Consider the following 14,088-nt stretch of genomic DNA (forward strand, 5'->3'; position numbering starts at 1 on the left):
GCCCGGAGGTGAGCAAATTGATCGAAATTCTCGATACGCACCGCGACGACTTTATTCCAAATTGGCATAACCGGCTGCAGCAGGTGTCCTACAACATTCTCGTTCTCGTCACGGAAGGACAGCTGCTCTACCGGCTGAACGACCGGGCGTTCATCGCGTCCAAGGGAGACCTGCTGTTCATTCCGTCCGGCACGATGCGCGAAGCGATGAACGACAAGATGACGCTGCATCAGAAATACGCGGTTATATTCACCAGCAGCCCTCTTATCGAACTCCCGCTGTTCGCGCAACCCGGCCACGTTCTGATCCGTCCCCGCAGCTTCGAGTATTTCAAAGAAAAGATGATGCTCATCTATCGCCATTCCATCGAGAAGAAACCGTTCTACGATGCGATCCGCGCCGGAATAATGCTCGAATTGCTCGGCATGGCGTGCAGGGAGCTCGACTCGGCTCCGCTCCCCCTCCGTAAGGCGAACGACATCCGCAAGATCGAACAGCATATTCTGGACCGCTTCCGCGAGAGGATTTCGCTGCAGGAGCTGGCCGGGCTGATCGAGCGCTCCCCCAACTATACGCTCAGCCTATTCAAAGAAGCCACCGGGCAGACGCCGCTGGCTTATATGCACCGTCTCCGTATAACGGCAGCCAAGGAGCTGCTCCGCAGTACGAGTTTGACCGTGAAGGATATTTCCGAGCATCTCGGTTATTACGACACCTCTTATTTCTATCGGATGTTCAAGAAGAGCACAGGGCTGTCGCCGTCCGAATACGCCGAACAGCCGGAATATTGAGCCCGAGGCCAAAAAAGGCAGCCTCCCCCGCCCCGGCCACGTACGGCTCGGTGGGATGAGCTGCCGCTCTACCTGAACAGCTCGCCTTTCCCCGGCTTTTCCGTCATGGCATTGATCCAGGCGATATTCCGCTGCTCCAGATGGGGCATCCATTGCGAAGGCTGAGGAACATCGGTGACGATAACGTCGATGTCCTTCAGATCCAATATTTTGTAGGGACAGCTGTTGCCGAACTTCGTGTGGTCCGTCATGACGACGGTCAGCTTGGCCGTACTCGCCACTTTGCGCAGCAGGTAGCCCCGCTCCAGATCAAAGCCCGTGAGGCCCTTGTCGATCGTAAATCCGTCGACCGATACGAGCGCCTTATCGACATGGAAATTTTCGGCCATCGTCTCCGCCAGCCCGCCGGCAACCCTGGAATACCGCGGCAGCACCCGGCCCCCGAGCAGATAGATGTGGCCGCTAAACAGCCCCTTGCCATAGAGATCCATGATCAGGCGCAGCAAATCGAAAGAATAGACGATAACCGTAATGTTCTGTTTATCCTGCAGGTAGTAGACGATCTGCATCGGCGTGGAGCCGTCATCGACGAAGATGACGTCATTATCCTCGATCAAGGCGGATGCCGCCAGACCGATCTTCTTCTTCTCCTCGACCCGCACGACTTCCCGGTTGAGATGCGGAGACTCCTCGCGGGTGACGTCTGCCTTGACCGCGCCGCCGTAGATCCGTTTCAACCGTTTCTCCTTCTCCAATTCCTCCAGATACCGGCGGATCATCTCTCCGGAAACCTGCAGCTTCTCGGACAAGTCGGACGTGCGCACCAAGCCTTCCAGCTCCAAGATGTCGAGAATGATCTTCTTGCGTTCCTCTCCAATGAACGACATGCAAATCCCCCTCTTCTCCTTATCCTTGTTTTCCGTTGTTTAATGCGCCCTTCCTCAGCCTGTTCTTCAATCGAGTAGAGCCGATTTCCAGCACAATGGCAAAGAAAAGAATGAAGAACGTCAGCGCGCCGATTTCCCGGATATCGTAATACAGACTGCCCGCCATATATAAATCGTAGCCGAGACCCCCGGCGCCCGCCGCAGCCCCCATGGCCAGGGCATTGGAAAAGTTCATTTCCAGCCGCAGAAACGTCCACGAGATCAGATAAGACAGGGAGGAAGGAAACACGGCTTGAAAGACGATTTGAATCCGGCTCGCTCCGCTTGCCTTCAACGCTTCGAGCGTGCCGTTGTCGATTTCCTCGAATGCCTCGGAGTAAGCTTTCGTTAGGTAGCTGATCGTATGCCAGGTCATTCCGATTACGGCCGCCACGCTCCCCAGACCGGACGAAACGGCAAAGATGAGCACCCACAGGATCGTAGGAACCGCCCGAATGACCGCGACAACGGCCCTGACGAAGCCGGACATTCTATTGCCGCTTAGATTGCGGGCCGCAAGCAAGCTGACCCCGAAGGCGATGACGGCGCCAAGGATCGTCGTCAGTACGGCAAGCCCCAGCGTTATAAGCGCGGAATAGACGGCCTTCCCGAAGGTGAAATGCTTGAAATGCGGCTCTAAGAACATCAGCCGGAAGTTGTCTAGCATGAGGAGCAAGCCTTCGCCGAATGGGATGTATTTGTTTTCCAGATTGAACAAGGCGTACAGCGTAATGGCCGCGATGGCAAGCAAAGTGACGCTTACGACGAAGTTCGCCCGATTGAACGGCTTTCTGCGCAGCGGCTCCAATACTACGGGAGCGGCGGCGATTTCCGAGTTGTTCGGCAACATAATATTTCCCCCTACACGATAACTCTGCGAATGGCATTGGATATCAATTCGATGACGAGAACAGCCATCACAATGACGAGTACGACCAGACTGGCCGAAGCATAGTTCAAGCTCTTATAGTACAGATCGAACGAGAACCCGATACCCGTTCCGGTCAAGATGCCTACCAGCGTGGCGCTTCGAATGTTCGTCTCGACCATGTACAGCAGCCAGCTGATCATCTGAGGCGTGCCAGACGGCAGAACCGCCCTGCATACGATCGACAAATATCCGGCCCCTGAAGCCTTCAACGCTTCTACGGAGCTGCCGCTGACCTCGTCAATCGTCTCCATGAACGCGCGCGTAAGAAACCCGAAGCTTGCAAACAAGAGCGCCAGAAAACCGGTCAGCCCGCTCTGTCCGAACGAAAAGAGAAGCACCATCGCCCAAGCGGAGACATCGACATTCCGAAACAAGGTCGCGATAAAGCGGGCAGCCGTACTGAAAAATCCGTTTACCTTGGTCGTATTCGACCCCAATACGGCAAACACGACGGCGCCGACAGCGCCGACGGCAGCGGCGGCGATGGACATGATAAGCGTCTCCCACAGCTTGGACATGATTTGCGGAAGCTTGGACATCGCCTTGGCATCGGGATAGAAGTTGGACGCGGCCCACTGGATCGCTTCCGGGAACGATAGAATGCCCTTGGCAAGATTAAACTCGGTTAGGGCGGATGCCGCCCAGGCGACCATCAGCACGCCCAGCACGATGAAGAACGTTCGTCTCCGCTTGCGCAAAAAGAATTGATCCAATTTCATACGACAACGGCACCTCCCGCTTTGAAGGATGGCGCTTCGTCCATAATCAGCTCGCCTTTATCGGACCCGTAGATATGATGAATGCGATCCGTCGTCAGCTCCTCCGGCGTTCCATTGAACACGATTTTCCCTTTGTTGACCCCGATAATCGTATCCGAATACTTTATCGCCACATCGACCTGGTGCAGATTGACGAGAACGGTAATGCCCATTGCCTTGTTGATGTTCCGCAGGTGGTCCATAATGACCTTCGAGGAGCTCGGATCAAGGGATGCGATCGGCTCGTCGCAGAGCATCAGCCGCGGCTGCTGGATGAGCGCCCTGGCAATGCCGACACGCTGCTTTTGTCCGCCGCTCAACTGGTCGCAGCGTTTAAACATCTGCTCCGACAAGCCGAGCGTCTGCAGAATCTGCTGGCACTGCCGCTTCTCCTGCTCGTTATAAATGCCGAATGCGCCCGCTATGGCGCTCTTGTAGCCCAGCCGGCCGTGCAGGACATTCTCCGCGACGCTTAGCCGATCAACCAGATTGTAATGCTGGAAGATCATGCCGATCTTGGACCGGAACTGGCGAAGCGCCCCCCGGCTCAAACGGGAGGTATCCTTGCCGTCGAACACAATCCGGCCGCCGCTTGGCTCGACCATGCGGTTGATGCACCGGAGCAAAGTTGATTTGCCCGCTCCGGAAGGGCCGATGATGGATACGAATTCGCCGTTCTTAATGGAGAAGCTGATATTCTCCAGGGCCATGGCGTCTTTATTGTAACGTTTGGAAAGGTTATCCAAAACCAGTAGTTTCGACATAAGATGCTCCTTTGCCCGGGTAAAGGCGGAAAATCAGACCCTGTATGGAATACCAACTCGCACAGGGTCTGAAGCCTTCTTCCAAGCTGTAAATTTATTTCACCATATTGAAGATCACTTGCGATGCTTCCGCGCGGTAGCGATCCCTTTCGGAACGAATTGATCATTGGCATTGCCTTGGATCAGTCCAAGCCCGACGACCGAATCGATCTGTCCCGCCGCCCAGGCTTCTTTCTAATTCCGCGCATGAATGAGAAGCCTCCTGAACCAAATGGCTGTTTAACGAGTGCTGCTTGCGCTTTCCTCGACAAGATGGTTATCAATGCGGCATTGCTCATACGATGTAATGAATGCGTCCGCGTTCCGGTAGTACTCGCGCTCCCGGGTAATGTCCGCCTCCGTGCTTTCCTCGGGCAGAATCGCAATGGTCACGGCGGCTCCTGCCGCCCTGCCCATCCGCATATCATGCTCGGTATCGCCCATAACGGCGGCCTCCGCAGGGGAGACGCCCAGCCTGTTGCAGGCCAATTCCACCAGATCCGGATGCGGCTTGCCGCGAAGGACGGCATCGCTGCCGATCACTTCACGGAAATAATGCCGGATGCCCAGCCACTCCAAATGCTTGATGGCATCCTCGGTGTCGTCGGCCGTGACAACCGCCATCGACAGCTTGCTGGACGAGCATTGGTCGAGGAAATCGACAAGACTGCAGCGGGCCTGTACCGGCCGGAGCCGTTCGATCTCTCCGTTCGTCCGGCGAATGCATTCCTCCATGCAGCGCTCCGCATCCATGGCTGGCACTCCCAGGTCGCGAATATGTTCGGCTAACAGCGTCTTTACCTTGAAGTTCGTACCGGTAGACAGCAATCCGGCCCGATCGTAATCCACCACTTTGCCGCTTTCGTCACAGCTGATGCCGAGCAGCATCGCAAGCGATTCCGGTGATGCATGAATGTTGTACTGCTCCTGGAGAAGAATCGCGATGTTGCGGATCAACAGCTCGCTCCAGCTGCCCCACAAACCGATGAAGTCCAGCAGCGTCCCATCTTTATCGAATAAAATCGCTCTTACGGGATAAGCCTTGCCTTCAACCCGCAGCAGCGCGTCCCCCTTGGGGCTATGCTCTCTCATCAGTTGGACAGCTCCCGGATCGGGTTATACCAAGCATCTTCGACCGGAAGGAACTTCGCGTCACCCGACTTCCAGAACAGGCCGGATTTCTCGGAATCCTCCGGCAGGAAGATGCTTTCGTTCTTCGCCGTTGCTTCCGATGTCATGATGTCTACGATCGCCTTGAAGTCTTCCTCCGAGATCGTGTCGCGATTGGCGATGAACGGTCCGTTCAGCACCGGCGTAACGGTAATCAAACGGAATTGTTCGCCGGCCAGCTTGTCGAACGGCTGCTCCGCCTTCTCTATCACCTTGTACAGCGCCCCCGGACGATTCGCTTCACCCTCGGCCAGCTCCACATAGTTGCCGACGCAGGTGTCGCAGAATGCGGCAATATCCGCTTTCTTCGTCAGCAGATTGACTGCGGAGCCTTGATGAGAGCCGCCATATACGACATCGCTGAAGAACTGTCCGCTTCCGCCTTCCATCAGGTCCTCGACCGTCAGGTCTTTATAGGCATCTTGCTTGGAGAAATGCGATACGATAGCATTCGAAGGCACTTTAAAGCCCGAAGTCGAGCTGTTCGAAACAAACGAGAACCGTTTGCCGGCAATATTGTTGATCGAATACGCATCCTGTTCCTTGTACTGCGCTTCGTCTTCCTGTCTTACCGCTAACCATCCATAATAGCTGGCATCGTCCAGCGTGCCCGATTCGCCGGAGTTCACGACGAGCGGAACCAGATTGTCGTTCTTCTTCTTGGCTTCGACGTACGAGGTCGCGCCCATGTATGCAATATCCGCGCTGCCGTTGGTCAGCGCTTCGATCGAAATAATGTAATCCGTCGTGGTGAAGTGCTCCACCTTCTTGCCCGTCGCTTCCTCGATCATCTTGCCGATCGCGTCGCGCGTTTCCTGCAAGTCCCCGCTCGATTCATTCGGCTGCCAAGCGATTGTAATCGTCTCTTTGGCATCGTTCTTTCCTTTTCCGCCGCCGTTCTTGGCGCTGGAATCATTCCCGCCGTTCCCTGCGTTCGAGCATGCCGTGAGCAGCAGGACAAGAATAAGACTTGCGAATAACATTCGCCGTTTCATGAGATCACCTATTCCTTCTTTTTCATGATTGGAATCGTATCAAGTCGCCCCGTGACGGACTGCCTTGCCGTTCTACAACACATTTTAAGGTTGTATTGTAAGGTCGAAATCAATTACAACTTAAGATCATGTAATGAAACCGTTTACTACCTTCCAATACGCCAACACAATCGCAAATTCGGCGATTTTTTTCGTTGTGAGTTTAATAATGCGATAACAATTGGGATTATCTCCCTTATAACCGGAAATGTTTATTGATTACGGATGATCGCAATTTGTACTCCCCCGCTCGTACAACACGTCGATATTGGCTTGCGATTGCTTGATAATATCCACGCAGCCTTGAGTTCTGGAACAAATCGGGGCCGCTTCATGGCCCCATAACGAAAAAAGCATGGCGTCAGAATGCAAAAACAGGGCCTCAATATACAAAGACGACCAATAATGTTATTTAATATAATTAATAGTATGGTAAGTAAGCGCTTACAATCCCATATTCGATCAAAATCAGTTTTTTTTACAAAAATCTGAACATTAAAAAGGAGGATTGTTGATGCGATTCCGTAAATTCAAGCTCGTATTGCTTCCATTTATATTGGTTTTCACCATCGTTTTGAACGGATGTACGGAGGATAACTCTAAAGTGTTCCGTGATTTGGGCGGTTGGCCGAAACCACCGTTGTTCCAGGGGAACCCCTTCGCTTCCGGCGGCGTAGGACAGGCTTCGCAGTATACGTTCGAGGGACTATTCCAGATCGTTCGCTCAACGGATAAAATTTATAACCGTCTGGCTGAATCGGTAGAGCATAAAGGAAATGAAACCATCATCAAAATAAGACCGGGTGTAACTTGGCAGGACGGAAAGCCATTTACAAGTAAGGATGTTTGGAGCTATTACATGCTCAATAACGGCGTCGAAATCGCGAAACATCTCACCGGCATTGAGATCACCGACGATACGACAATGGTATTTAAGTGGCAGGAACCCTCTCCGTTTACGGAAATGAAAAATTTGTTCCTTGCGCAGGATCAACAGGCCACAATTCCTTATCATCTCTATGGTAAGTACGTCGATAAGGTGGATGAATTGTTAAAGCAAGCCAATCCTACAAACGATCCAGATAAGAAGGGTCCGTTCGGCTTGGAAATTTCAGACAAGCTGCGCAAAGATATCGATAAAAACTGGCAAGATTTCTTGAAGGCAGGACCTAAGATGCCTGTAGGTACAGGTCCTTTTATCGTGAAGAAAGTAACCGCCTCCGATATGATTCTGGAGAAGAACGAGAAGTATTGGAGAGCCGAAAACATTAAATTCGATCGCATCTTCATAAAAAATCCGGGCTCCGATTCATCCGGCCTGGCTTTGCTGAAATCGGGCAAGATCGATACATATCCCGGTACGCCGCCTAAAGACATTCTCGAAAATATGCTGGCTACCAACAAGGATCTCGTTCATTACCGCATGTTTGACCCCGCGACGATCGGGATGGTATTCAATTTGGATAAACCGCCGTTCGATAATCAGAAATTCCGTCAGGCCGTCGTCTACGCGCTGGACCGTACGAAGATTCGTGAGGTCGGCAACTACTATGGGCAAGAAGCAGACGTCTCGATGACCGGGATGCCGCAATCGGAACTTTCCAAATGGATCACGCCGGACAACCGCGAGAAAATGACGAAATTCTCGTATAACCCTGACAAAGCAGGAGAGCTGTTAACCGAGCTGGGCTGGAAGAAGGGCGCTGACGGCAACTGGGCCGACCCTAGCGGCAAGACGCCTGAATTTATTATCGGGGTGAGCGGTGGATGGCTGCAAGCGGTGAACTCCGCCCAGATCGCCGCAGAACAGATGACCAAATTCGGTCTGCCGACCAAATTGCTAGCCGTCGATGGCAGCGTGTATTACAACAATGCTACCAAAGACAAAGGCGCTTATCACATGTCTGTCGATTGGGTAGACGTTTCCTGGGGCTTCATGTTCCCGTGGAATTCACTGCGTAATTTCTACTGGGGCGGCATCGGGAATATGGCTCATCTGCCCAAATTCAAGGATGGCCCGGATAAAGGGAAATTGAATATGAAAGTGCCGGGTCCCGACGGGCAGGTCGTTGACATTGAAAAGACGTTAAAGGGAATGCCTTATCTGCAAAAAGAAGAAGAGCGCAAGGACGCCATCTACAAGCTGGCATGGATTACGAATGAAAATGCCTATGGAGTAGGCTTCTTCCAGAATACGACCGGATATTTCGAAAATGTCAAGACGATCAAGGGCTGGCCGAGAGAAGATGAATTCGAAAAGTACAATCGCAGCCTGCCGGTACCGACCGAACCTGAAGACATCGATGCTGTTTCCGAAATCAACTTCGGATTCGGGGGAATAACGTACTTCGTGGAAGGAAGATTATCGCCTAGAGAGTAGCCCTGATTTCGAAGTTACTAACGCACATTCTCCATTATGAAACCATGCTCGGGCTTCACAGCGTTCCTGCGTATCCTGTGTACGTATCCATCGTTGTGAAGCCCGTAACCTACCCCATTTCTTGAAGGAGGATCTGATTGTGACGCCCGTTATTGTGCTAAAGAGAATTGGGATGGCTTTCGTTACCGTATGTTTAGCCACAGTGATGACCTTCGTACTGCTCCGTTTAACACCGGGCAACGCTATTGATGCATGGGCCCGCGATTATGCGACCCAATTCGGGATTACATTGGAAGAAGCGTACCGGCGCATCGCAGCAATGATTAATTACAATCCGAACGAACCGCTGCATGAACAGTTTGTTCGTTATATTTCAGGTCTCCTGCAAGGAAACCTTGGCGTTTCAATGGTTTATCAGCAAATTACGGTAAACTCCATTATTGCAAACGCAATGCCTTGGACCATTTTCGTTGCAACCATTTCTCTTTTCATCAGTTTCGTGATCGGGATGCTTCTGGGCGTGAGAATGGCTTGGAAAAGAAACTCTATCTTAGAGCCGTCGGTTTCCTTATTTACCGTTATTACCTCAGCCATACCGGATTTCATTTTTGCGATCCTATTGTTGGTTGTTTTCGCATACGGGTTAAACTGGTTTCCCGTTAACGGCGCCTACGATCCCTTTGTGACCCCTGGCTTCAACCTCGACTTTATTGTGAGCGTGCTCTACTATGCCGCCATGCCGATCCTGACCTTCGTCATCACGAATATCGGCGGTTGGGCTCTTATGATGAAAGGCAATGCCGTAAGCGTACTTGGTGAGGACTATATTATCGCAGCGAAGGCGCGAGGTATTTCCGAATCGGTTATCATGAACCGGTACGTCATGAAGAATGCGATGCTGCCGATGATCACGATGCTGGCCATCACCTTCGGCAGCATGCTTGGCGGAGCGACGCTAATCGAGAATATTTTCCAGTACCCTGGAATCGGATACTTTTTGGGAGAAGCGACGAGAACGAGAGATTATACGGTTATGCAGGGCATCATGCTGTTTCTCAGTGTCACGATGATCGTTGCCAATCTCATTGCGGATTTGGTTTATTCGAAGCTTGATCCGAGAATCAAGGTAGAGGGGTAATCATAACATGCGAGGAATGATCGATTTTTTTAGAATCATCTGCCATAACAAAAGATCACTAATCGGTTTAATCATTCTGATCATATTCATTCTGATGGCGACGGTTGGGCCTTTTATTTTCAAACTTAATATGACCGTCGATTATAACAATCGTTACCTATCGCCATCGTTAGAGCATTGGCTTGGAACTGATTTTGCCGGGAGAGATACGTTTATTCAATTGGTGCATGGGTCCAAGGAAGTTCTTCTTGTCGGCTTGCTTGCCGCCTTCTTCACCTTGTTTGTCGGCGCTCTTCTGGGGACACTCTCCGGACTTGTCGGCGGAAGACTTGATTCGGGTATTATGCTGATTACCAATTTGTTTCTTACGATCCCGAGCTTTCCGATTCTGATTATTATGGCGGCTATATTCTCGATCCGGGACCCTGTTTCCTTCGCCCTTGTGTTAAGCGCCTGGAGCTGGCCTGGGCTAACGCGCGCTGTCCGTTCGCAAATTATTTCGCTGAAGGAACGTGATTTTATCGTCATCTGCAAGGTTATGGGCATGAGCAAGCCGCATATTATTTTCAAAGAGCTTATGCCGAGCATCACCTCCTTCTTATCCATCAGTTTTATTATGACGATGCGCGGTGCCATTACAGGAAGCGTAGGCATTATGATGCTGGGTCTTGCCCCTTACTCACCGACCAATTGGGGGCAAATGCTCAATCTTGCCGTTTCTCAAACAGGGGGTATCTTCAATCCTCTGGGCTTTATTTATCTGTTCTCGCCGATTCTTTGTCTTGCTTTATTTCAACTGGGTTCGATCTTTTTTGCCAATGGCATCGATGAAGCACTAAATCCTAGGCTTAGAGGGTAGAAGGGAGAATCCATGAACGAGAACAATCTGATTGAGATTAGAGACTTATCCATCGAGTTCAAACTTCGCTCGGGAACAATTCGAGCTGTCGATCATGTCTCGCTTGATATTCCCAAGGGAAAAGTGACCGCATTGGTCGGCGAAAGCGGCAGCGGCAAATCGACGCTGGCTTCAGCTATTCTCAATATCGTGTCAGCGCCGGGAATCATCAAGAACGGAAGTATCTTTATCAATGGCCAGGATATGCTGCGCTACAATGCCAATCGAATGCGCCAGCATCGTTGGGCGGACGTATCGATGGTATTCCAAGCTGCTCAGAACGCATTGAACCCTGTTATGCGCATTGGGGAACAGATGATCGAGACCGTCCTGGCTCATCAGAAAATGAGTAAAGAAGAGATCATCAAGAAGGCATCACAACTGCTCGATTATGTCCGGCTTGAGCCAGACCGCATACTAAAAGCATATCCGCACGAATTGAGCGGAGGCATGAAGCAGCGTGTCATGATCGCCTTCAGCCTGCTGCTCGACCCGCAGCTGGTCATTCTGGACGAACCGACAACTGCGCTCGATGTCATTACGCAGGATTACATCTTTGATATTCTATTAAAGGTTCATAAGGAAATGAATATTACGATGCTTCTTCTGTCGCATGATATTTCTGTCGTTGCCAGAGTGGCCGACCGCATTGGCGTCATGTATGCCGGCAAGATTGTGGAAGTCGGGGAAACGTTCGAGATGTTCGAGAATGCCAAGCATCCGTACACGGCGGGACTCATTCAAGCGGCTCCATCCATATTGGATGATGTCAACGATAATAGATCCATCAAAGGCTCTTCGCCGAATCTGTTGAACTTGCCGCCGGGCTGCGCGTTTCACCCAAGATGCGAGTTTGCAACGGATCTCTGCAAGCAGGAGGAGCCTCGGGCGATTTCAGTAGGCAGTGGCCGTATATCTGCATGTCATTTGAATGAGAAGGGAGAGATGCTGGCTTGAGCAGCTTGCTGGAACTTCGCAACATAAGCATGATTTTTGAACAAAAATCAGGAATGCTTGGCAAACCGACCCCCATCCCTGCCATGACCGATGTCCAGTTATCCTTCGAGCCTGGAGAGATACTGGCTCTTGTAGGGGAAAGCGGCTGCGGCAAGACAACGCTTGGCAAGGTCGTTACGGGCCTGCACAAGCCTTCCAAAGGTCAGCTTCTTTTTCAAGGCAAGGACGTATGGAATATGAATAAAGCGGAATTTACCGAGTACCGTCAGAGCGTGCAGCTTGTCCAGCAGGATTCGTATGCCGCCTTGAACCCGATGCGCACCATCCTTCAGTCCCTATCCGATCCCATTCTTCAGCATAAAATAGTCCGCAGCCGCAAAGAGGCGCACGACCGGGTATGCGAGCTTCTGAATACGGTCGGATTGACGCCGCCCGAGCAATACATCGAGAAGTATCCCCATCAGATGAGCGGGGGTCAGAGACAGCGGGTCCTGCTGGCAAGAGCGATCTCCTTAAAGCCGAAGCTCATCGTCGCCGACGAGCCCGTATCCATGATCGATGTATCGCTGCGGATGGCGATCCTGCGGTTAATGTCTACCCTAAATAAAAATCTCGGCATTGCCTTCATCTATATTACGCATGATTTGGCGACTGCCCGATACATTGCGCAGCATGGCCGGATGGCCGTCATGTACTTGGGGAAGATCGTCGAGCAAGGAAGCGTGCATGATGTGCTTGCCGCTCCGCAGCATCCTTATCTGCAGGCGCTGCTGTCCGCCGTGCCGGTGCCGAATCCACGGATCGCGAAAGCGAAGCGGGAACTGCCGCTCAAAAGCTTGGATATGCCGAGTATTGCGAATCCGCCAACCGGCTGCTCCTTTCATCCGCGATGCTTGTACGCGAGCCAGACGTGCGAGCAAACCGCACCGTCGCTTGCTCCCTCCGGCAAGACGATCGTGTCATGTCATCACGTAGAGAAGGTACCGCCATGGACCATAGCTACCGTAAAGTAATCTTTAAGATTTGCGTCTTTTTCATTGTATTGATCGTCTTGCTGCTATTTATTGTGGAAAAAGATTCCGCCGAATATGTTATTCTGATCTTATCGCTTGGCGTCAATCTATTCCTGTCCGTCGCCATCCTTCTACTCGCATGGATGGATCGGAATCGCGGCTCTCAGAAGCGCTAGGATGATGCAGAAGCTCCTATTTTTATGAAAGGGTGTGACACAATGATCGAGACAATGGACCGTATTTCCCCGTTGAACGAAGAGCAAATCTCGTTTTTCGCTTCTAACGGCTATCTTCTTCTAAAGCAGGCTTGCAGCAATGATTTACTCGATATTTATAATCTGCATATGTATAACATGGCCAAGAACGAGATCCCGGATCAGCCGGATTCGGCGGAGAAAGCGACCTTCTCGTTCCGGGTCTTCAATCCCCATCTGAAGGATAGCTTCTCCTTGCAAATGCTGAAGCTTCCTATTATAAGAGGGGCGCTCGCCCAATTGATGGGAGATGAGGCGGTCGGCGTGCAGAGCATGTACTTCTTCAAGGAACCCGGCTCGAAAGGCCAGGCGGCGCATCAAGACTATGAATATATTCATCACGAGCCGAACACTATGATTGCTACGTCCCTCGCGATGGAGAGTAACGATGAAGAGAACGGATGCCTTCGCGTTATTCCAGGCAGCCACAAGCTGGGACCGCTGCGCCATGGGAAGGTGAAGGATCTGTTGGAGCATGCGGATTGGACCACGGAGACGGAAGGCGTCGATTTGAGCGCGGAAATCCCCGTTGTGATGGAGAAAGGGGATCTTCTCTTCTTCCACTGTCTGCTCGTTCACTCCTCCACCCGCAACAAAACGAAGGACCGTTTCCGCAGATCCTACGTCTGCCACTATATCCGGCACGATTCGAGGGTAACGGTGCGGGAGGATTTGAAGCGGAAGATCGATCTGTTCTAGGGTGGAGCCGGGGTAACGCTCAACGCTCATCCACGTCATCACCTAGCAACCTCTATGCGTGTCTCTTTTTCTTGGGATCGTAACAGTAGTACACTGGTAGACAATCCTATTCATATAGATTGTCATAATTCAAGAAGCGGCTACCGTTTCGTGCGATGCGATACAACACTGGATGGACAGAAGCCTCGATTGCCTCGAATTGTTGTATGTTCTACAACAATTCGAGGCAAAAACAAGCTTTCATGGCCGTATTGTTGCATAAAATACAACAATACGGTCTTTTATGTGCTGAATCACGAGTAAATGTTGCATTTTTTACAACACGTGCTAGTTCTG

Annotated in this window: 14 protein-coding genes; 8 read left to right on the plus strand and 6 right to left on the minus strand. The window is 51.5% G+C overall.

The genetic code is table 11. The features are described from left to right. The first annotated feature begins 8 nt into the window (after positions 1-8). Positions 9-791, plus strand: a complete 783-nt coding sequence (locus tag L1F29_RS27120) for an AraC family transcriptional regulator (RefSeq protein ID WP_258385144.1) — start codon at positions 9-11, stop codon at positions 789-791. A 68-nt stretch (positions 792-859) separates the two neighbouring features. On the opposite strand, the gene L1F29_RS27125 is transcribed toward L1F29_RS27120, so the two are convergent. The 6 genes from L1F29_RS27125 to phnD all read right to left on the minus strand — a co-directional run bounded on the left by L1F29_RS27125 (position 860) and on the right by phnD (position 6,374). Beyond that, a complete protein-coding gene (locus L1F29_RS27125; RefSeq protein WP_258385145.1) occupies positions 860-1,678 on the minus strand; it encodes a DeoR/GlpR family DNA-binding transcription regulator in 819 nt (272 codons plus the stop codon). Positions 1,679-1,697: 19 nt separating this feature from the next. Then, complete coding sequence (locus L1F29_RS27130) at positions 1,698-2,567, minus strand: PhnE/PtxC family ABC transporter permease (protein WP_258385146.1); 870 nt, start codon at positions 2,565-2,567, stop codon at positions 1,698-1,700. An 11-nt stretch (positions 2,568-2,578) separates the two neighbouring features. Continuing rightward, complete coding sequence (locus L1F29_RS27135; protein ID WP_258385147.1) at positions 2,579-3,367, minus strand: ABC transporter permease subunit; 789 nt, start codon at positions 3,365-3,367, stop codon at positions 2,579-2,581. Then, on the minus strand, positions 3,364-4,170 hold the full coding sequence (gene phnC, locus L1F29_RS27140) for a phosphonate ABC transporter ATP-binding protein (RefSeq protein ID WP_258385148.1): 807 nt from the start codon (positions 4,168-4,170) through the stop codon (positions 3,364-3,366). The genes L1F29_RS27135 and phnC overlap by 4 nt, the downstream gene beginning before the upstream one ends. A gap of 279 nt (positions 4,171-4,449) precedes the next feature. Continuing rightward, entirely contained in the window at positions 4,450-5,301 is an 852-nt protein-coding gene (locus L1F29_RS27145) for an HAD family hydrolase (RefSeq protein WP_258385149.1), read from the minus strand. After that, positions 5,301-6,374, minus strand: a complete 1,074-nt coding sequence (phnD, locus tag L1F29_RS27150) for a phosphate/phosphite/phosphonate ABC transporter substrate-binding protein (protein WP_258385150.1) — start codon at positions 6,372-6,374, stop codon at positions 5,301-5,303. The genes L1F29_RS27145 and phnD overlap by 1 nt, the downstream gene beginning before the upstream one ends. Positions 6,375-6,927: 553 nt before the next feature. Here phnD and L1F29_RS27155 point away from each other — a divergent pair. The 7 genes from L1F29_RS27155 (at position 6,928) to L1F29_RS27185 (ending at position 13,752) form a co-directional block, all read left to right on the plus strand. Next, complete coding sequence (locus tag L1F29_RS27155) at positions 6,928-8,793, plus strand: ABC transporter substrate-binding protein (protein WP_258385151.1); 1,866 nt, start codon at positions 6,928-6,930, stop codon at positions 8,791-8,793. A gap of 139 nt (positions 8,794-8,932) precedes the next feature. Beyond that, complete coding sequence (locus L1F29_RS27160) at positions 8,933-9,931, plus strand: ABC transporter permease (RefSeq protein WP_258385152.1); 999 nt, start codon at positions 8,933-8,935, stop codon at positions 9,929-9,931. Positions 9,932-9,938: 7 nt separating this feature from the next. After that, a complete protein-coding gene (locus L1F29_RS27165; protein WP_258385153.1) occupies positions 9,939-10,790 on the plus strand; it encodes an ABC transporter permease in 852 nt (283 codons plus the stop codon). A gap of 12 nt (positions 10,791-10,802) precedes the next feature. Further along, complete coding sequence (locus L1F29_RS27170; protein ID WP_258385154.1) at positions 10,803-11,786, plus strand: ABC transporter ATP-binding protein; 984 nt, start codon at positions 10,803-10,805, stop codon at positions 11,784-11,786. After that, on the plus strand, positions 11,783-12,799 hold the full coding sequence (locus L1F29_RS27175) for an ABC transporter ATP-binding protein (RefSeq protein ID WP_258385155.1): 1,017 nt from the start codon (positions 11,783-11,785) through the stop codon (positions 12,797-12,799). Before L1F29_RS27170 ends, L1F29_RS27175 begins: the two co-directional genes overlap by 4 nt. Beyond that, on the plus strand, positions 12,775-12,975 hold the full coding sequence (locus L1F29_RS27180) for a hypothetical protein (protein WP_258385156.1): 201 nt from the start codon (positions 12,775-12,777) through the stop codon (positions 12,973-12,975). Before L1F29_RS27175 ends, L1F29_RS27180 begins: the two co-directional genes overlap by 25 nt. Before the next feature lie 42 nt (positions 12,976-13,017). Next, positions 13,018-13,752 (plus strand): phytanoyl-CoA dioxygenase family protein, encoded by a 735-nt coding sequence (locus tag L1F29_RS27185; protein WP_258385157.1) that lies wholly within the window; start codon positions 13,018-13,020, stop codon positions 13,750-13,752. Positions 13,753-14,088 lie beyond the last annotated feature (336 nt).

The organism is Paenibacillus spongiae, assembly GCF_024734895.1.
In the GTDB taxonomy this organism is placed as follows: domain Bacteria; phylum Bacillota; class Bacilli; order Paenibacillales; family Paenibacillaceae; genus Paenibacillus_Z; species Paenibacillus_Z spongiae.

Coding starts and splice junctions, on each gene's coding strand:
- L1F29_RS27125 (WP_258385145.1), bottom strand. CDS start 1,678: ATGTCGTTCATTGGAGAGGAACGCAAGAAGATCATTCTCGACATCTTG.
- L1F29_RS27130 (WP_258385146.1), bottom strand. CDS start 2,567: ATGTTGCCGAACAACTCGGAAATCGCCGCCGCTCCCGTAGTATTGGAG.
- L1F29_RS27135 (WP_258385147.1), bottom strand. CDS start 3,367: ATGAAATTGGATCAATTCTTTTTGCGCAAGCGGAGACGAACGTTCTTC.
- phnC (WP_258385148.1), bottom strand. CDS start 4,170: ATGTCGAAACTACTGGTTTTGGATAACCTTTCCAAACGTTACAATAAA.
- L1F29_RS27145 (WP_258385149.1), bottom strand. CDS start 5,301: ATGAGAGAGCATAGCCCCAAGGGGGACGCGCTGCTGCGGGTTGAAGGC.
- phnD (WP_258385150.1), bottom strand. CDS start 6,374: ATGAAACGGCGAATGTTATTCGCAAGTCTTATTCTTGTCCTGCTGCTC.
- L1F29_RS27155 (WP_258385151.1), top strand. CDS start 6,928: ATGCGATTCCGTAAATTCAAGCTCGTATTGCTTCCATTTATATTGGTT.
- L1F29_RS27165 (WP_258385153.1), top strand. CDS start 9,939: ATGCGAGGAATGATCGATTTTTTTAGAATCATCTGCCATAACAAAAGA.
- L1F29_RS27170 (WP_258385154.1), top strand. CDS start 10,803: ATGAACGAGAACAATCTGATTGAGATTAGAGACTTATCCATCGAGTTC.
- L1F29_RS27180 (WP_258385156.1), top strand. CDS start 12,775: ATGGACCATAGCTACCGTAAAGTAATCTTTAAGATTTGCGTCTTTTTC.
- L1F29_RS27185 (WP_258385157.1), top strand. CDS start 13,018: ATGATCGAGACAATGGACCGTATTTCCCCGTTGAACGAAGAGCAAATC.